Origin of the sequence: Streptomyces sp. SAI-170, from assembly GCF_049739565.1 — a bacterium.
Taxonomy (GTDB): Bacteria; Actinomycetota; Actinomycetes; order Streptomycetales; family Streptomycetaceae; genus Streptomyces.
The window spans coordinates 3931643-3946591 of the sequence record NZ_JBMGQD010000001.1; the positions used below are offsets into that span (position 1 = coordinate 3931643).

Below are 14949 nucleotides of genomic sequence, written 5' to 3' on the forward strand. Positions count from 1 at the left end.
CGTAGCCCGCCGGTTGTTGGTGTGTGACCGATTCAGTTGTTGGAGTCTGAGGCGATCACGCTGGTGAGCCCCTCGCAGAGTCGCAGTCCGCTGGGAGTGTCCCCAAAGACGCGCTCCACGTCATTTAGCAGGGGCTGCGCCAGCTCGCGGGCGCGAGTAAGGTCGCCACACTTCGTGTACATGCGGACAATGTCATAGCGGACCAACAGAGCCTCGCCTTCGATGTGGGCGGGCAGGGCCGAATAGCGCCGGAGATAGTCCTCTGCCGCGCGGATCGCTCCCTCGATGTCCCCTGCGGCTTCTTTGACTCTGCCGACCTCCCACATGAGGCCTACGGCTACCGGGTCCGAGGTGTCCACAACGTGTCCGAGCCGTGCGAGTTGTCCTTCAATCTCGGTGGCCGCTTTCGCTACATACCTATCGGGGTCGGACGCGGCCAGCCTCTGCCATCCGCTGACCAGCGCATCGACGGCTCGAAGCGACGCTGGATGACCGACTCCCAAGATCCGTTCGGCTCTGCGGGCGTTCTTCTTCGCCACCGACAGTCCGTCGCGGAGCCTTCCATGCGCCAGCAGGACTTGGACTAGTGCCGTACGCGTGTCGAACGTGAGCTCCGATCTGCGGCCGTGTACGCGCCGGGCCATCGTCAGGTTCTTGCCGAGCAGGCTTAGCGCGCGCTCGAAATCCCCATCCTCCCCGCAGCGACTGGCGAAGATCAGGCGCGAGTGCAGCGTCGTCTTATGTCGCGCTCCGAGGCCCCGCTCGGCAAGGGTCATCGCCAACTCGAAAAGGGCCGTCGCCCGGTCCTGGGACAGGTGAGCCCCGTACCAGAAGCCGATGCCCATCACGAGGAGCACGGTGCCCTCCGATGCCGCCTCCTCCCGGGCATGCTCGAAGGTTGCCTCCGCGTGCGTGATCCACTCGGGGTTGTTTACGAAGCCGGCCCGCCCGCACAGCACCAGCGCCGCCGTGTCATACATCTGTGGATCCCGCGACACCACTTGCACCAGCCGATGCACCCCGATGGTCCCGTCGTCCCGCAACGTGATCATGCTGTGCGCGGCCAGACGGCGCAGCGCATCCGTCACCTCGTGCTCGTCACCCAGCGGCATCAACCAGTCCCGGCTGATCCCGTCCGGCGCCCACCACGCGATGACACCGAGGATCTTCCGGGTGAGCGGCGTGTTCGCCAACCTCTCCATGGTCACCTGCCACACGCGGGCGATCGTCCGCTCGCTGTCCCCGCCTTCCGCCGCACCCGCCAGAACCTGCTCGGGACGGCTCGCGAGCAGCTCCAGATACGCCCGCGGAGTGATGTGCGCCTCCGTGCAGTACGCGGCGGCCTGCTCCACGGCCAGCGGCAGATACCCGAGCTCCGCGCACAGCTCCTCGACACCGTCACCCTGACCCGTGTGGATCCGCCGGAACAGCTCCACCGCCTCGCCCGGTGCGAGCAGATCCAGGGACAACGGCTCGGCGATGCCGTGCCAACCCGTGGCGCGCCGCGTGGTGATGAGGAAACGTCCGCCCGTCGTACGCCCCACCAGCGGCTTCACATGCGCCGGTTCGGAGACGTTGTCCAGCACGAGCAGCCAGTCCCCGTGCGAGGAGAGCCACTTCACTGCCAGTTCGCTCAACGCCTCCTGGGACAGCGCGTCCCGCAGGGCGGGCTGGAGGGCGATCGCCAGATTGGCCAGCCCGGATTCCAGGTCGACGGGCGTCTCCGCCGTGATCCACCACACCAGGCTGTACGACGACGTCCGGGCCGCCGCCCACCTCGCCGCCAGCGTCGACTTGCCGATGCCACCCAGGCCGTGCACCGCCTGCACCACCACCCCGACAGCGGTCTCGAACTCGTCGTCCAGCCAGCTGAGTTCGCGTTCCCGCCCGACGAACAGGGCAGTCCGTTCGGGCAGGTTGACCATGCCCGGCGGCGCGTCGGGCAGGGCGAGCGCCTCCGACGGCAGGGTCAGGGCCTTCTCGGTGTAGTACGCGACCGCACCGTCCCCGGTCAGCGCCTGTCGTATGGAGTGTGCCGCGACGATCGAGCGCTCGCCGGACGCCTCAATCGGCCCCTCGCTCACGCGTCCCCCGTCGACGCCGAGCCGATGTCACCTCCGGCGGCGATGGAACGGTCGCCCGAGGCGGTGACGGAGCCGCCCGCCAGCCGCGCCGGCGAGCTGGGCATCGTATGAGCGGGTGGGGCGGCTGCACCGCTGCCGGTCGTCACGGAACCGATGCTGCCGCCGGCGGCGACGGAACCCGCCCCGCTCGCGGTCACCGAGAGGCTCTCGGACGGCACGCGGTCCGAGAGGAGTGCGTAGATCGTCAGGGCCAGTCCCACCAGCCCCGCCGCTCCCCCTGCCACGCTCGCCCAGGGGTCGGCCGCGTCGACGTCCAGCAGCCCGCCCACGACCAGGCCCGCCGCTCCCGCGACGCACAGCCCGATCCCCGACCACATCAGCGCCTTCGAGCGCCATGTCCCCGCCATGCCTCCATGATGGCGTGCCGGGGGTTACTGCGAGGCCGAGTTCAGCCCCAGAGGCCCCGCGATCTCCTCCGTCATGACGCGGCCCGCTTCGAACTCCAGGGTCTCGTCGCCGATGGTCTGGTCGGTGTCGAGGCCGTCCAGCTCTTCCAGGGGCTGGTTGAGGCGGACGTGGGCGAGGACCGAGTGGAGGGCCCTGAGGGTCGCCGAAGCCGTCGTGCCCCAGTTGGAGAAGTAGGAGAACTGCCACCACCACAGGGCCTCGGTGACGCGGCCCGCGCGGTAGTGGGCCATGCCGTGGCGGAGGTCGGTGATGACATCGGTGAGGTCGTCGGAGATCCGGCCCGGGACGGGTGCCTTGCGGGGCTCGTAGGGGTCGAAGACCTCGGAGTAGACGTCGACGGGGTCGAGGAGACGGGCGAGGTTCTCGCGCAGGTCGTCCACGTCCGGCTCGGGGCCGGGGTCGGGCTCGTAGCGCTCGTCGGGGACGATGTCCTCGTGGGCGCCCAGGCGACCCCCGGCCAGCAGGAGCTGGGAGACCTCCAGGAGGAGGAAGGGGACCGCCGAGTCCGGCTCGTCGCCCTTGGCCACCTCGGTGACGGCCACCAGGAAGCTCTCGATCTGGTCCGCGATCTGGACCGCGAAGTCGTCCGGGTTCCGGCCGGTCGCATGCAGCGTGGCGTCAGACATCTAGCAGTCGTCTCCCCTCGAAGGCGCGGCCGAGGGTCACCTCGTCCGCGTACTCCAGGTCGCCACCCACCGGGAGGCCGCTGGCCAGGCGGGTGACCTTGAGGCCCATGGGCTTGATCATGCGGGCGAGGTACGTGGCCGTGGCCTCGCCCTCCAGGTTCGGGTCCGTCGCCAGGATCAGCTCCGTGACCGTACCGTCGGCCAACCGCGCGAGAAGTTCTCGTATACGCAGGTCGTCGGGGCCGACGCCCTCGATGGGGCTGATCGCGCCGCCGAGGACGTGGTAGCGGCCGCGGAACTCGCGCGTGCGCTCGATGGCGACGACGTCCTTGGGCTCCTCGACCACGCAGATGACGGAGGGGTCGCGGCGGGAGTCACGGCAGATGTTGCACAGCTCCTCCTGCGCGACGTTGCCGCAGGTCGCGCAGAAGCGGACCTTCGCCTTGACCTCCATCAGGGCCTGGGCGAGGCGCCGGACGTCCGTCGGCTCGGCCTGAAGGATGTGGAAGGCGATCCGCTGCGCACTCTTCGGACCGACGCCGGGCAGCCGCCCCAGTTCGTCGATGAGGTCCTGGACCACGCCTTCGTACAACGGACTGCCGTCCTTCCTGGTTTTCCTTCACTACGTACGGTAGATGCCCGTCGGCCCTCTTCGAAAGGCGGGCCGTCTCATCCGTCAGGCGGGCCGTCTCAGAAAGGCAGGCGGGCCGGCGTGGAACGGCAGGCGGTCCGGCTCGGAACGGCAGGCCGGTCGGCTCAGAACGGCAGGCCGGGGATGCCGCCGCCGAGGCCCTGGGCGAGCGGGCCGAGCTTCTGCTGCTGGAGGGCCTGGGCGTTCTCGTTGGCCGCGTGGACGGCCGCGACGATCAGATCGGCGAGGGTCTCGGTGTCCTCCGGGTCCACCGCCTTCGGGTCGATCTTCAGGCCGCGCAGCTCGCCGGAGCCGGTGACGGTGGCCTGGACCAGGCCGCCGCCGGCCTGGCCGTCGACCTCCGTGTTCGCCAGTTCCTCCTGGGCCCGCGCGAGGTCCTGCTGCATCTTCTGCGCCTGCTGCAGCAGCTGCTGCATATTGGGCTGGCCGCCACCGGGGATCACGATCTGTTCTCCTCTGTCGCCTCTGTCGCCTCTGTGGACGGGGGCTTGTTCCCGTTCGCCACGAGCCTACGTGGTCGAGGGGGCCATCGCGCCGCCACTCTTTCGGGTGAGCCGAGTGTCTGTCCTATACCTGATCAAGGCCCACTTCCGGGCGGAAAGGATGCGAAACCCTCCACTTCGCCACCCATTGGGCGGTAGGAAGGGTCCGGCGCATCAGCATCAGGGGTCACGCGAGCGCCGTCGCATCACGCAGCGTGATCACCGTGATCAGTAGGGAGTGCCTGGTGGGTCAGCCGGAGATGCAGCCCGAGGGGCCGCCGCAGGACGGGGCGGGCGACGGTGCGGCGGCACTGCGACCGGGTGATCTGATGGGGCGGGCGTTCCCGCAGGGCGACTGGGCGGAGCCGGCGGAACGGCTGGACGAGCTGTACCGGTGGGTGGAGCACGGGGCGCTGCAGACGGCTGCCTGGTACCTCTCCGACCGGGTGTGGAAGCGGCGGGGAGCGCGGGCACTGCGCACGGGTGCGGCCCTCGGCGCGGTCGGCGGGGCGGCCCTGCCCCTCCTCGACCTCACCGCCGTCATGGGCGGCGTCGCCCCCTGGGGATACCTGGCCCTCCTCGTCTCCGTCGCCTGCGTCGCCGTCGACCGCTTCTTCGGCGTCACCTCCGGCTGGATAAGGGACGTCGCCACCGCGCAGGCCGTGCAGCGCCGTCTTCAGGTCCTCCAGTTCGACTGGGCGTCGGAGAGCGTCAGGGAGGTCCTGGGCCCGACCGAGGGCACGGCCGGCGAGGCCGCCGAGCGCTGCCTCGCGGTGCTGCGCCGCTTCTGCGAGGACGTCACCGAGCTGGTCCGCGCCGAGACCGCCGACTGGATGGTCGAGTTCCGCACCGGCTCGGCCCCCCTCGGCATCCAGTCCACCGTCCCCACCGCCGTACGCCCCCCCGACCCGGGCACCCTCAACGGCCGCTTCCCCCTCCCCCCGGGCGGCACGGCCCGCCCGAACATGCCGCGGCAGAGGCCGCCGGAGCCGCGGTGAGCCACGCGGCGGCGCATGTCAGCCGAGGTCGCGGCGAGTGAAACGCCAGTACGCCGCCGCGGCGAGCGGCAGCAGGTGGACGGCGAGGGCGGTGAACGCCTGGGTGCCGGTGGTGCCCTGCTGCATCGCGTCGCACGCGGCCTGTCCCAGGCATTGCGTGCGGTCCACGTTCATCAGGAGCCGCTCGTTGAGGACGGCGAAGGTGATGCCGGAGAGGTGGAACTCGGTCAGAGAGGGGACGTAGTCCTGGAGCAGCCGCTCGGCCGCCACCAGGTACGCGAGCGTGATGCCGAGGGCCAGTGCGGTGCCCCGGGTGAGCATCCCCAGGCAGTACCCCAGCAGGCCGATCAGCCCGACGAGCAGCGCCCCGCGCAGTGTGATCAGGGCGAGGACCCGCCAGAAGGTGCCGTCGATGCCGTCCAGGCTGCCCCGGCCGTACCCGGCCCCTGCCAGCAACGGCACCAGAGCGACGGCCGCGAGGAGCGCGGCCAGCGCGCCGCAGGCCGTCACGAGGGCACCGCGCACCGCGAACAGCCGCGGGCGGCGGGGCTCCGCCGCGGCGAGGGTGAGCAGGACGCGGGAGGACCAGTCGGCGCCGCCGGCGCGGATGCCGAGCACCAGGGCGGCGACGGCCAGTCCCGACAGGACGGCCCTGAGGTCCACGAACACGGCCTTGGTGAAGAGGTAGCGGGGATCGTCGAAGAACGTGGCCGGCGGTGGGACCTGGGCGGTCGGGATGCCACGCGCGGTGGCGGCCGCGAGGTACCGGCGGTGCGCGCTCTCGGCGGCCTGCCAGGCGCCGGCCGTGTCGGTGTCATGGGTGAGGTAGGCGACGGCCGCGTACAGGACGAGCGCCGCGGGAAGCGCGTAGCACGCGTACCGGACCCCGGCGGGGGCCGACAGACGCCGGAGTTCGGCTGCAGCGAGGCGCCGCAGGGGCGGGGGCACGGGCAATTGCGGTGTCATCAGCCCAGGTCCGTACGGGTGGAACGCCACAGGGCCAGGGCGAGGACCGGAACCACGTAGAGCGCGACGCCGGCGAGCCCGTCGGCGATGGTCAGATCGACGTGGGTCGCCTCGCAGCCCGGCCCCGCGATGCAGTCGGACTCGATCATGGGGATCACGGGTTTCTCGTTGAGGACGGCGAAGGTGAGACCGGCCATGTCGTACTCGGCGAGCCGGGGGCCGCGCCCGGCGAAGAGCTGCCCCGCGGCCGCCAGGTAGAGGAAGACGGCACCCAGCGCGGTGGCGGCCCGCCGGGTCAGCATGGCCAGGGCGTAGCCGAGCAGGCCGAGAAGGCCGCACAGCAGGATGCCGCGCAGGTAGAGGCTGCCGAACGCCGCCCAGTAGACGCCGTCCATCCCCTCTGTGCTGCCTCTGAGCCACGCCGCGAGAAGGAGCAGCGGGACCAGCAGGGCGCCGGTGGTGGCGGCCGCCGCCGTGGAGAGCGCCGTGACGAGCAGGGCCCGCGCGGTGAACAGGCGGGTGCGGCGTGGCTCGGCGGTGGCGAGGGTGAGCACGACACGGGAGGTCCAGTCGGCGCCGCCCGCGACGATGCCGAAGAGCACGGCGGCGGCCGCAAGCGCGGTGAACGCCGTGCGCAGGTCGCCGAAGGAGAGGGTGCTCATGACGTAGCGCGGATCGTCGTAGAAGAGCCGAGGGCCGACCCCGTCGTTCATGGGCAGGCCGTAGCGTGCGGCGTCGGCCTGGATCTGGGCGAACCGGGACTCGGCGGCCCGCCAGGCGGCGGCGGTGTCGGTGTCGTGCAGGGCGAGCTTCGACAGGCCGAACACGGCGGTGACGGCGAGGCCGACGACCGCGCCCAGCCGTAGCGCACGGGGCGCGAGCAGCCGGCGCAGTTCAGCGCGCAGGAGGCGGCGCCAGGTCAGCACACCGTTGTCATCGGGCATACCGGCCGCCGTCCCGCTCGGCGACGGCGGCTGCGCCTTCGTCCGCCGCGTGGATCGCCCGGATATAGGCGTCCTCCAGTGAGGCTGAACGGTGGTGGACCTCGTCGGGGTAGATGTCATGCCCGGCGAGGATCCGCAGGACGGCGGGGGCGCGCTCGCCGGTGTCGATGCTCAACTCGTCCGGTCCGTCGGCGTCTTCGGTGATACCGATGCCCCGGTCGCTGAGTACGGCACGAGCTCGGTCCCTCAGGGACTGCGGCCCGGTCAGCCGGAGGACGACCCGGTCGGGCGTGCCGTCCACCAGACGGGACAGCTCGCCCTCGCTGATCACACGACCGTGCCGGACGATGGTGACGTGGTCGCTGACGAGCTCCACCTCGGCCAGGATGTGCGAGGAGACGAGCACCGTCATGCCCCGGTCGTCCCGCAGATGGGTGAGCAGGGGGCGCAGATCACGGATCGCCTCCGGGTCGAGGCCGTTCATCGGCTCGTCCAGGACCAGGAGATCGGGGGACGGCAGCAGGGCGGCGGCGACGCCGAGGCGCTGTTTCATGCCGAGCGAGTAGCCGGAGTACGCGCGTCGGGCGTCGGGCGTGAGACCGACGAGGTCGAGGACCTCGGCGACCGTACTGTCCGGGACCCCGTGCAGGGTGGCCAGCAGCCGGAGGTTGTGCTCTCCCGTGAGGGACGCGGTGAAGGCCGGGCCTTCGATGAGGGCGCCGACCCGCCGGGCCACCAGGTGCTGGTCGCGCGGGAGTTGCTGCCCGAAGGCCGTGATCGTGCCCGAGTCGACCCGGACGAGCCCGAGGAGCGCCTTCAACGCCGTGGTCTTGCCCGAGCCGTTGGGTCCGAGCAGTCCTACGACGGCCCGCGCCGGGACCGTCATGGAGAACCGGTCGAGCGCTGTCTGGCGACGGCCGCGCGCGGTGCGGTAGCGCTTGACCAGTGAGTCGAGGCGGGCGAGCGGTTCTCCGGTCTCGACCGGGTTCACTTGCGCACCTTGCCGGCGGTCGGCTCCGGGAAGGTGACGGCACAGTAGCCGGTGCGGTTGCCGTCCGCCCAGGACTTCTCGTCGAACGGCAGCAGTTGCATGCCGATACGGCTGCCCCGCGCGGCCGCCACGAGCGGCTCGAGCGTCGGGTCGCAGGCCTTGGTCAGCGCGTCGACGAGGGCGTTCCGTCCGGGGAAGGGCGCATCGGCGCCGCCGGGCACCCGCACCTTCGCCAGAATCTCGAACCGGTGCGGAGTGGCACAGTCGACGACCCCCACCGGCTCGGCCGCACCGACCGCCCCGTCGTCGTTGGAACACATTCCCACCGCGAGCGAGCCGTACCGCACGGGCCTGCCCTCCGGCAGCCCCGCCATGGGATCCCCCGACCCCCGCGACGACTCCACCGCCTCACCGTCCACCCCACCCTCGATGGTGGCACACCCGGCGAACACGACCCCCACGGCGGCAACGGCGACCAGTCGTAAGAGTAAGGAACGGCCCATACGCTCATGCCCTTCAACGAAGTCGGACGTGCCCGGGCGGGACACGAGGTGCCCCGCCCGACCACGAAGACGGCAGCGGTTCAGCAGATGCGGGTCCCGTAGAACGAGTCCCACGTGTCTCCGTCGTCGCCGCCGTTGTTGTCGGCCCACCAGTCCACCACGAGGTTTCCGCCGGTGTTCGTGATTCTGCCGACGTAGTGATTGCCCGTTCGGTGGCTGTGCCCCGAGGCGTAAGAGGGCGCCTCGGCCCCCGGGTTGCCGTTGATCCGGATGGTGCCCCACTCGCAGCGGGTGTCGGCCTGAGCCGTGGTGGCGGTGCCGCCCACGACGAGAGCGGCGCCGGCCAGAGCGGCAGCAGCGGTGCCCGCGGCGCTGATGCGCCGCGTGGTGTTCCCGAACATCACGATCTCCCCTTCTCACACACATGTTCTGTATTGCTGGTGCGCGATCAACTTATGGAGAGGGATGCGGCGGCTTCAACGGACACCGTCGGACATCACCGGATTTCAGCCCGGCTTCATGGGCGGGGGAAACAGGATGTGGCCCCACCGGAAACTCGGACAGTGACACGCGGGGGCCGGGAGTGCTTACCGGCCAGCCCTCCACCCGATGGGGGAGATCGAATGAGGGGGGACAGAAGGGGAGATACTTCCCTTTTATTGGGCATATCCCGCACACGGCGCTGTACCGGTGCCAAAGGTTTTGCGCCTTTGTCTCAGCAGGCTGGTGCCGCCAGAGAGGGCGAACAAACGGAAGTCGTTGCTCTCCGTCAAGTGGAAGCTGCAGTTCCCCTGGAGTACAGGGGCAGCGAGCGGCTGAGGGATCGACGCGAATCCGACGCCCACGTGTCACTGCCGCGTGTACGTCAGCTCCTCGCCCGTCGCCGTGTTCACGCGGCGCAGTGTGCCGTCCGGTTCCAAGGTGACGCGGGTGGGGTCGCCCGGGGAGCAGGAGGAGGCCGGTTCGCCGGTGGTGACGGTGGAGGGGCCGATCTCCAGGGGGCCGTTGTCGCCCGGGTCCTGGGTGAGGGTTGCCTCGAACACGCAGTGGTAGGTGCCGCTTCCGGCGGGGCCGTCGGCGACGAGGGACAGGACGGGGTCGCCCACGTCGCCCTGGCTGATCGTCAGGACCCTGGTGTTGCTGCCGTCGGCGTTGTCGATCGACGCGGTCCAGGTGCCGACGTAGCCCTCCGGGATCACGCCGTCCTCGGGGGGTGAGGGGGTCGGGTCGTCGTCGGGGGTCGTGGGGGCGTGCGTGACCGGGGACGTCGTACGGTCGTCTCCGCCCGCCTTGTCGTCGCCGCCTCCGGCGTTCATCAGGGCGTACACCGAGCCGCCGGCCGCGAGGGCGACGACCAGCGCCACCGCGATCAGAGCCGCGGTGGCCCGGCCGTTGCGGCGCGGGGGTGGCGAGGGCTGTGGGCCGTACAGGGTCGGGCCGAGGCCGTAGGCGGGGGGCCGGCCTCCGTACGCCGGGGGGTGGCCTCCGTAGAACTGGCCCTGGCCGCCGTACGGGGCCGCCCCCGGCTGCGGGTAGCCGTACCCCTGCTGGGGATGGCCGTACGACGGTGGGGTGCCGTACGCCGGGTGCGGCGGGGGGCCCGCCGGGTGCGGTGTGGGTCCCGCGGCCATCGTCGGCAGATGGTTCACCGGCGGGGCCGCAGGTGCGCCGGAGGCGTCGGCCACGGCTGCGTGCTCCGGCGAGGGCGAGGGCGAGGGCGAGGGCGAAGGCGGGTGCGAGGCCCCGGCGCCTGTGTCGGGTCGCGCAGGCTCCGGGCTCTCCGGGTCCTCCACCTCCAGCAACCCCACCGCGTGCCGCCCCAGTTGGGCGACCAGGGCGCCCGGCAGCCAGGGGTCGCGGGAGCGGCCGTCCATGACGGTGTCCTCCGCGCCGGTGCGCTCCAGGATGGCGTCGAGGGTCGGCCGGGCGCCGGGGTCCTTCTTCAGGCAGTCGCGGACGAGGTCGGCGATGCCCTCGGGGACCCCGTCGAGGTCGGGTTCCTCCTGGGCGATGCGGAACATCAGGGCGTGCACGCCGCTGTCGGCGCCGCCGAAGGGCAGGGAGCCGGTGGCGGCGTAGGCGAGGACGGAGCCGAGGCAGAAGACGTCGCAGGCGGGGGTGATGCGGTCGCCGCGGACCTGCTCGGGTGCCATGAAGCCGGGTGAGCCGATGAGCGCGCCCGTCCGGGTCAGCCCCGCCTCGGTCACCGTCTCCAGGGCACGCGCGATGCCGAAGTCGATGACCCGTGGCCCGTCGATGGTGACGAGCACGTTGGAGGGCTTCAGGTCGCGGTGGACGATGCCCGCGGCGTGGATGTCCTTCAGGGCGTGCGCGAGACCGGCGGCCAGGATGCGGACCGACCGTTCCGGCAGCGCCCCATGGTCATGACCCACCACCTGCTGCAAGCTCGGACCTGCGACATACCCGGTCGCCACCCACGGCACGTCCGCCTCGGTGTCGGCGTCCAGCACGGGCGCGGTCCAGTGGCCGCCGACCTGCTGCGCGGCGCGTACCTCCTGCCGGAACCGCTCCCGGAACTCCTCCTGCGCGGCCAGCTCCCGCCTGACCAGCTTGACGGCGACCGTGCGCCCGCGGTCGGACCGCGCGAGATACACGTGCCCCATGCCGCCCGCGCCCAGCCGGGCCAGCAACCGGTACGCCCCGATCCGCGGCGGATCCCCCGCCCCGAGCTTCTCCACCGCAGGCCCTCCCCCGGCACCACCTGGACAACAGCCCCACGATAGTGCGGCTCCGAGCGGTGTGAGCCGGGCGGCGTCTACGGTTGCGTAACAGCCGGTCCGGTCTCGTCGAGGATCTTCGACAGCCGCTCCAGCACCTCGACGGCCTGCGCCAGCTCCGCCTCCCCGAACGCCTCCGCCAGCCGGTCGGCGAACGCCGCGTGCCCGGGGTCGATACGGCGTACGGCGGCCAGCCCGGCCTCCGTCGGCGCGAGCAGCTTGGCGCGGCGGTGCGCCGGGTTGGGCCGGTACTCGGCGAGCCCCCGCTCGACCAGCAGGTCGGCGATGCGCTGGACGCTCTGCCGCGTGATGCCCATGGCCCGTGCGATGCCGGACACGGGCAGCGGCTCGCGCAGCACCGCGCCGAGCACCTGCCACCAGGCCGCGGTGAGCCCGGCCGGCCGGGCCAGTTCCTCGGCGACCGCGAGGAACTGCCCGTTGAGCCGGAAGACGCCCAGCGCGCTGCGGCTGAGCAGGTCCTGACGCTCCCGGCTCACTGCGCCCCCGCCTTCTCCAGCACCGCGTACGCCTCCGGGTCGGAGTCGTGGAACAGCCGGTACCAGGCGTCCAGCACCTCACCCTCGTACACCCCGAGCAGGCCGAGGATCTCCCGGGCGAAGGCGACGGGCTCGGTCGGGCCGGCCGTGATCAGCAGTCCGTCGGTGTCGGTCACGGCGTCGGCCTCCACATAGCGCCCGCCGCCCGCGTACCCGGTCGCCGCCAGGTAGAAGGACACCGCGCTGGTGTGGGCCCGGTCGTCGAGCAGACCCTCGCGGGCGAGCCCCGCGGTGGCACCGCAGATCGCGGCGACGGGCACGCCGGCGTCGAGGAACTCGCGCGCCTTGCGGGCGAAGGGGGCCAGGTCGTCCGAGGTGTCCCACAGGTCGGCGCCCGGAAGGATCAGCAGACTGCTGTCCTGCGGTCGTACGTCGTCCAGGGCGAGGTCGGGCGTGACGCGCAGTCCGCCGATGCTGCGGACGGGCCGCCCGGCCGCCGGGCCGACCGTGCGGATCTCGTGGCCGGCGCGGGCCAGGTGGGCGGTGGCGTACCCGGTCTCCCAGTCGGCGTAGGTGTCGTAGACGGCGTGATGGACGGGCTTGCGGACGGTGGTGCTCATGGGGTCCTCCTCCGGGCCGTACCTCGAACCGATATGACAACATGCTGTCACTGTGACAGCCTTCTGTCAATCCATCGCACGTCTCGACAACCTGTCGTGGAAAGCCCCCGTCCACAGACAGGACGCCGATACCGATTCCGCATCGCGGACATCTACGCTCGCCCGCATGACCCCTCAGCCCCATCCCGAAGCCGGCGCCGCAGTGAAGGCCGCGGACCGCGCGCATGTCTTCCACTCCTGGTCAGCGCAGGAACTCATCGACCCGCTCGCCGTCGCAGGCGCCGAGGGGTCGTACTTCTGGGACTACGACGGCAAGCGGTACCTCGACTTCACCAGCGGGCTCGTCTACACGAACATCGGCTACCAGCACCCCAAGGTCGTCGCCGCCATCCAGGAGCAGGCCGCGCGGATGACGACCTTCGCGCCCGCCTTCGCCATCGAGGCGCGGTCCGAGGCGGCGCGGCTGATCGCCGAGCGGACCCCCGGCGACCTCGACAAGATCTTCTTCACCAACGGCGGCGCCGACGCCGTCGAGCACGCGGTGCGCATGGCCCGGCTGCACACGGGCCGCCCCAAGGTGCTCTCGGCGTACCGCTCGTACCACGGCGGCACCCAGCAGGCCATCAACATCACCGGCGACCCGCGCCGCTGGGCCAACGACAGCGGCTCGGCCGGGGTCGTGCACTTCTGGGCGCCCTTCCTCTACCGCTCCCGCTTCTACGCCGAGACGGAGGAGCAGGAGTGCGCGCGGGCGCTGGAGCACCTGGAGACGACGATCGCCTTCGAGGGGCCCGCGACCATCGCCGCGATCATCCTGGAGACCGTGCCCGGCACGGCCGGGATCATGGTGCCGCCGCCCGGTTACCTCGCCGGGGTCCGCGAGATCTGCGACAAGTACGGCATCGTCCTCGTCCTCGACGAGGTCATGGCCGGCTTCGGCCGCACCGGCGAGTGGTTCGCCGCCGACCACTTCGGCGTCGTCCCGGACCTGATGACCTTCGCCAAGGGTGTGAACAGCGGATATGTGCCGCTGGGCGGCGTCGCCATCTCGGCGGAGATCGCCGACACCTTCGGCAAGCGCCCCTACCCGGGCGGCCTCACCTACTCCGGGCACCCGCTGGCCTGCGCGGCCGCCGTCGCGACGATCCAGGTCATGGCCGAGGAGGGCGTCGTCGACAACGCCGCCCAGCTCGGTACGACGGTCCTGGAGCCGGCCCTGCGCGAGCTGGCCGGGCGGCACAGAAGCGTCGGCGAGGTCCGCGGCCTCGGCATGTTCTGGGCGATCGAGCTGGTGAAGAACCAGGAGACGCGCGAGCCTCTGGTGCCGTACAACGCGGCCGGTGAGGCCAACGCCCCGATGGCCGCGTTCACCGCCGCCATGAAGGCCGGCGGGGTGTGGCCGTTCGTGAACATGAACCGCACCCATGTCGTGCCGCCGTGCAACGTCACCGAGGCCGAGCTGAAGGAGGGCCTCGCCGTGCTCGACGCCGCGCTGAGCGTGGCCGACGAGCACACCGAGCAGGGCTGAGTCTCTTTTCGCCCGTAACGCGTAAGGTGGCGTGCTCGTGGACGTACTCCTGTACGGACACGCGCACGCCACTTTCCATGTCACGAGGGAGACAGTCCGAACCATGCCCGGCAGCAGCGGCAACGGGGCCGTGACGCGCAGCACCCTGCGGCAGCAGATCGCGGACGCCCTTCGGGACGAGGTGCTGGCGGGGCGGCTGCAGCCGGGACAGGCCTTCACGGTCAAGGAGATCGCCGACCAGTACGGCGTCTCCGCGACCCCGGTGCGCGAGGCGCTGGTCGACCTGACCGCGCAGGGCCTGCTGGAGGCCGACCAGCACCGGGGCTTCAAGGTCCGGGAGTACTCGGTCGCCGACTTCCGCGGGCTCGTCGAGGCCCGCACCCTCGTCACCGACGGCATGTTCCACGCCCTCGGCAAGGGCCACCAGGGCTTCCGCGACCCCGACGACCCGCGCACCGCCGCCGCCCTCGCCGGAGTGCGGCGCCGCGGCGAGGAGGCCCAGCGGGCCGCGACCGCCGGTGACCTCACCGTGCTGATCGGCTACGACCTGCGCTTCTGGCGGGAGTTGAGCTCCCTCTACGGCAACGTCTACCTCTCCGACTTCCTGCACCGGCTGCGCGTGCAGTCCTGGGTCTGCGCGGTGCAGCGGCTGCGCCGGCTGCCCGACCTGCGCGGTCGGCTGTGGGCAGAGCACACCGAACTGGTCGACGCCCTCGCCCGGCGCGACACCGACACCGCGCGCGCGATCGTGGCCGCGTACAACGCGCACGCGCTGGCCCTGATCGAGAAACTGGCCGTGGAGTGAGGGCCGCCGGGGTCCTCGCTGACTGAGCCGAGCCGGACAGAGCCGGA

The 14949-nt window shown here is 71.5% G+C and carries 16 protein-coding genes; 3 read left to right on the plus strand and 13 right to left on the minus strand.

Translation table 11 applies throughout. The features are described 5' to 3' along the window. Nucleotides 1-32 precede the first annotated feature (32 nt). The 5 genes from RKD23_RS17535 to RKD23_RS17555 all read right to left on the minus strand — a co-directional run bounded on the left by RKD23_RS17535 (nucleotide 33) and on the right by RKD23_RS17555 (nucleotide 4273). Complete coding sequence (locus RKD23_RS17535; RefSeq protein ID WP_424854512.1) at nucleotides 33-2084, minus strand: NB-ARC domain-containing protein; 2052 nt, start codon at nucleotides 2082-2084, stop codon at nucleotides 33-35. Further along, a complete protein-coding gene (locus tag RKD23_RS17540) occupies nucleotides 2081-2491 on the minus strand; it encodes a hypothetical protein (RefSeq protein ID WP_424854513.1) in 411 nt (136 codons plus the stop codon). The genes RKD23_RS17535 and RKD23_RS17540 overlap by 4 nt, the downstream gene beginning before the upstream one ends. A 24-nt stretch (nucleotides 2492-2515) precedes the next feature. Next, nucleotides 2516-3178 (minus strand): DUF5063 domain-containing protein, encoded by a 663-nt coding sequence (locus RKD23_RS17545; RefSeq protein WP_424854514.1) that lies wholly within the window; start codon nucleotides 3176-3178, stop codon nucleotides 2516-2518. Continuing rightward, nucleotides 3171-3770 (minus strand): recombination mediator RecR, encoded by a 600-nt coding sequence (recR, locus tag RKD23_RS17550; protein WP_099930378.1) that lies wholly within the window; start codon nucleotides 3768-3770, stop codon nucleotides 3171-3173. The genes RKD23_RS17545 and recR overlap by 8 nt, the downstream gene beginning before the upstream one ends. 164 nt (nucleotides 3771-3934) lie before the next feature. Then, the gene (locus RKD23_RS17555; RefSeq protein WP_404037644.1) at nucleotides 3935-4273 is read right to left on the minus strand and encodes a YbaB/EbfC family nucleoid-associated protein; all 339 of its coding nucleotides are present in this window, start codon (nucleotides 4271-4273) and stop codon (nucleotides 3935-3937) included. A 284-nt stretch (nucleotides 4274-4557) separates the two neighbouring features. Here RKD23_RS17555 and RKD23_RS17560 point away from each other — a divergent pair, with 284 nt between their 5' ends. Beyond that, nucleotides 4558-5310, plus strand: a complete 753-nt coding sequence (locus RKD23_RS17560; RefSeq protein WP_424858265.1) for an SLATT domain-containing protein — start codon at nucleotides 4558-4560, stop codon at nucleotides 5308-5310. Between the two features lie 18 nt (nucleotides 5311-5328). Here the strand turns inward: RKD23_RS17560 and RKD23_RS17565 are convergent, their stop codons facing one another. From RKD23_RS17565 to RKD23_RS17600, 8 genes are all read right to left on the minus strand, one after another. Then, nucleotides 5329-6276, minus strand: coding sequence for a hypothetical protein (locus tag RKD23_RS17565; protein ID WP_424854515.1), 948 nt, complete (start codon nucleotides 6274-6276; stop codon nucleotides 5329-5331). Next, nucleotides 6276-7220: a hypothetical protein gene (locus RKD23_RS17570; protein WP_424854516.1), complete on the minus strand. Its 945-nt coding sequence runs from the start codon at nucleotides 7218-7220 to the stop codon at nucleotides 6276-6278. The genes RKD23_RS17565 and RKD23_RS17570 overlap by 1 nt, the downstream gene beginning before the upstream one ends. After that, nucleotides 7210-8211 (minus strand): ATP-binding cassette domain-containing protein, encoded by a 1002-nt coding sequence (locus RKD23_RS17575; RefSeq protein WP_424854517.1) that lies wholly within the window; start codon nucleotides 8209-8211, stop codon nucleotides 7210-7212. The genes RKD23_RS17570 and RKD23_RS17575 overlap by 11 nt, the downstream gene beginning before the upstream one ends. After that, nucleotides 8208-8714: a septum formation family protein gene (locus tag RKD23_RS17580; protein WP_424854518.1), complete on the minus strand. Its 507-nt coding sequence runs from the start codon at nucleotides 8712-8714 to the stop codon at nucleotides 8208-8210. Before RKD23_RS17580 ends, RKD23_RS17575 begins: the two co-directional genes overlap by 4 nt. A gap of 80 nt (nucleotides 8715-8794) precedes the next feature. Then, nucleotides 8795-9115 carry a hypothetical protein gene (locus tag RKD23_RS17585; protein WP_424854519.1) on the minus strand — a complete coding sequence of 107 codons (321 nt, stop codon included), beginning with the start codon at nucleotides 9113-9115 and terminating at the stop codon, nucleotides 8795-8797. A gap of 447 nt (nucleotides 9116-9562) precedes the next feature. Continuing rightward, a complete protein-coding gene (locus RKD23_RS17590) occupies nucleotides 9563-11413 on the minus strand; it encodes a serine/threonine-protein kinase (protein WP_424854520.1) in 1851 nt (616 codons plus the stop codon). Between the two features lie 77 nt (nucleotides 11414-11490). Further along, complete coding sequence (locus RKD23_RS17595) at nucleotides 11491-11949, minus strand: MarR family winged helix-turn-helix transcriptional regulator (protein ID WP_424854521.1); 459 nt, start codon at nucleotides 11947-11949, stop codon at nucleotides 11491-11493. Further along, nucleotides 11946-12569, minus strand: a complete 624-nt coding sequence (locus tag RKD23_RS17600) for a DJ-1/PfpI family protein (RefSeq protein WP_424854522.1) — start codon at nucleotides 12567-12569, stop codon at nucleotides 11946-11948. The genes RKD23_RS17595 and RKD23_RS17600 overlap by 4 nt, the downstream gene beginning before the upstream one ends. Before the next feature lie 166 nt (nucleotides 12570-12735). Between RKD23_RS17600 and RKD23_RS17605 the strand changes: the two genes are divergently transcribed. Together RKD23_RS17605 and RKD23_RS17610 are read left to right on the plus strand one after the other, a co-directional pair. Beyond that, nucleotides 12736-14097 (plus strand): aspartate aminotransferase family protein, encoded by a 1362-nt coding sequence (locus RKD23_RS17605; RefSeq protein ID WP_424854523.1) that lies wholly within the window; start codon nucleotides 12736-12738, stop codon nucleotides 14095-14097. 103 nt (nucleotides 14098-14200) lie between these two features. Next, nucleotides 14201-14902 carry a GntR family transcriptional regulator gene (locus RKD23_RS17610; protein ID WP_424854524.1) on the plus strand — a complete coding sequence of 234 codons (702 nt, stop codon included), beginning with the start codon at nucleotides 14201-14203 and terminating at the stop codon, nucleotides 14900-14902. The last annotated feature ends 47 nt before the right edge of the window (nucleotides 14903-14949 follow it).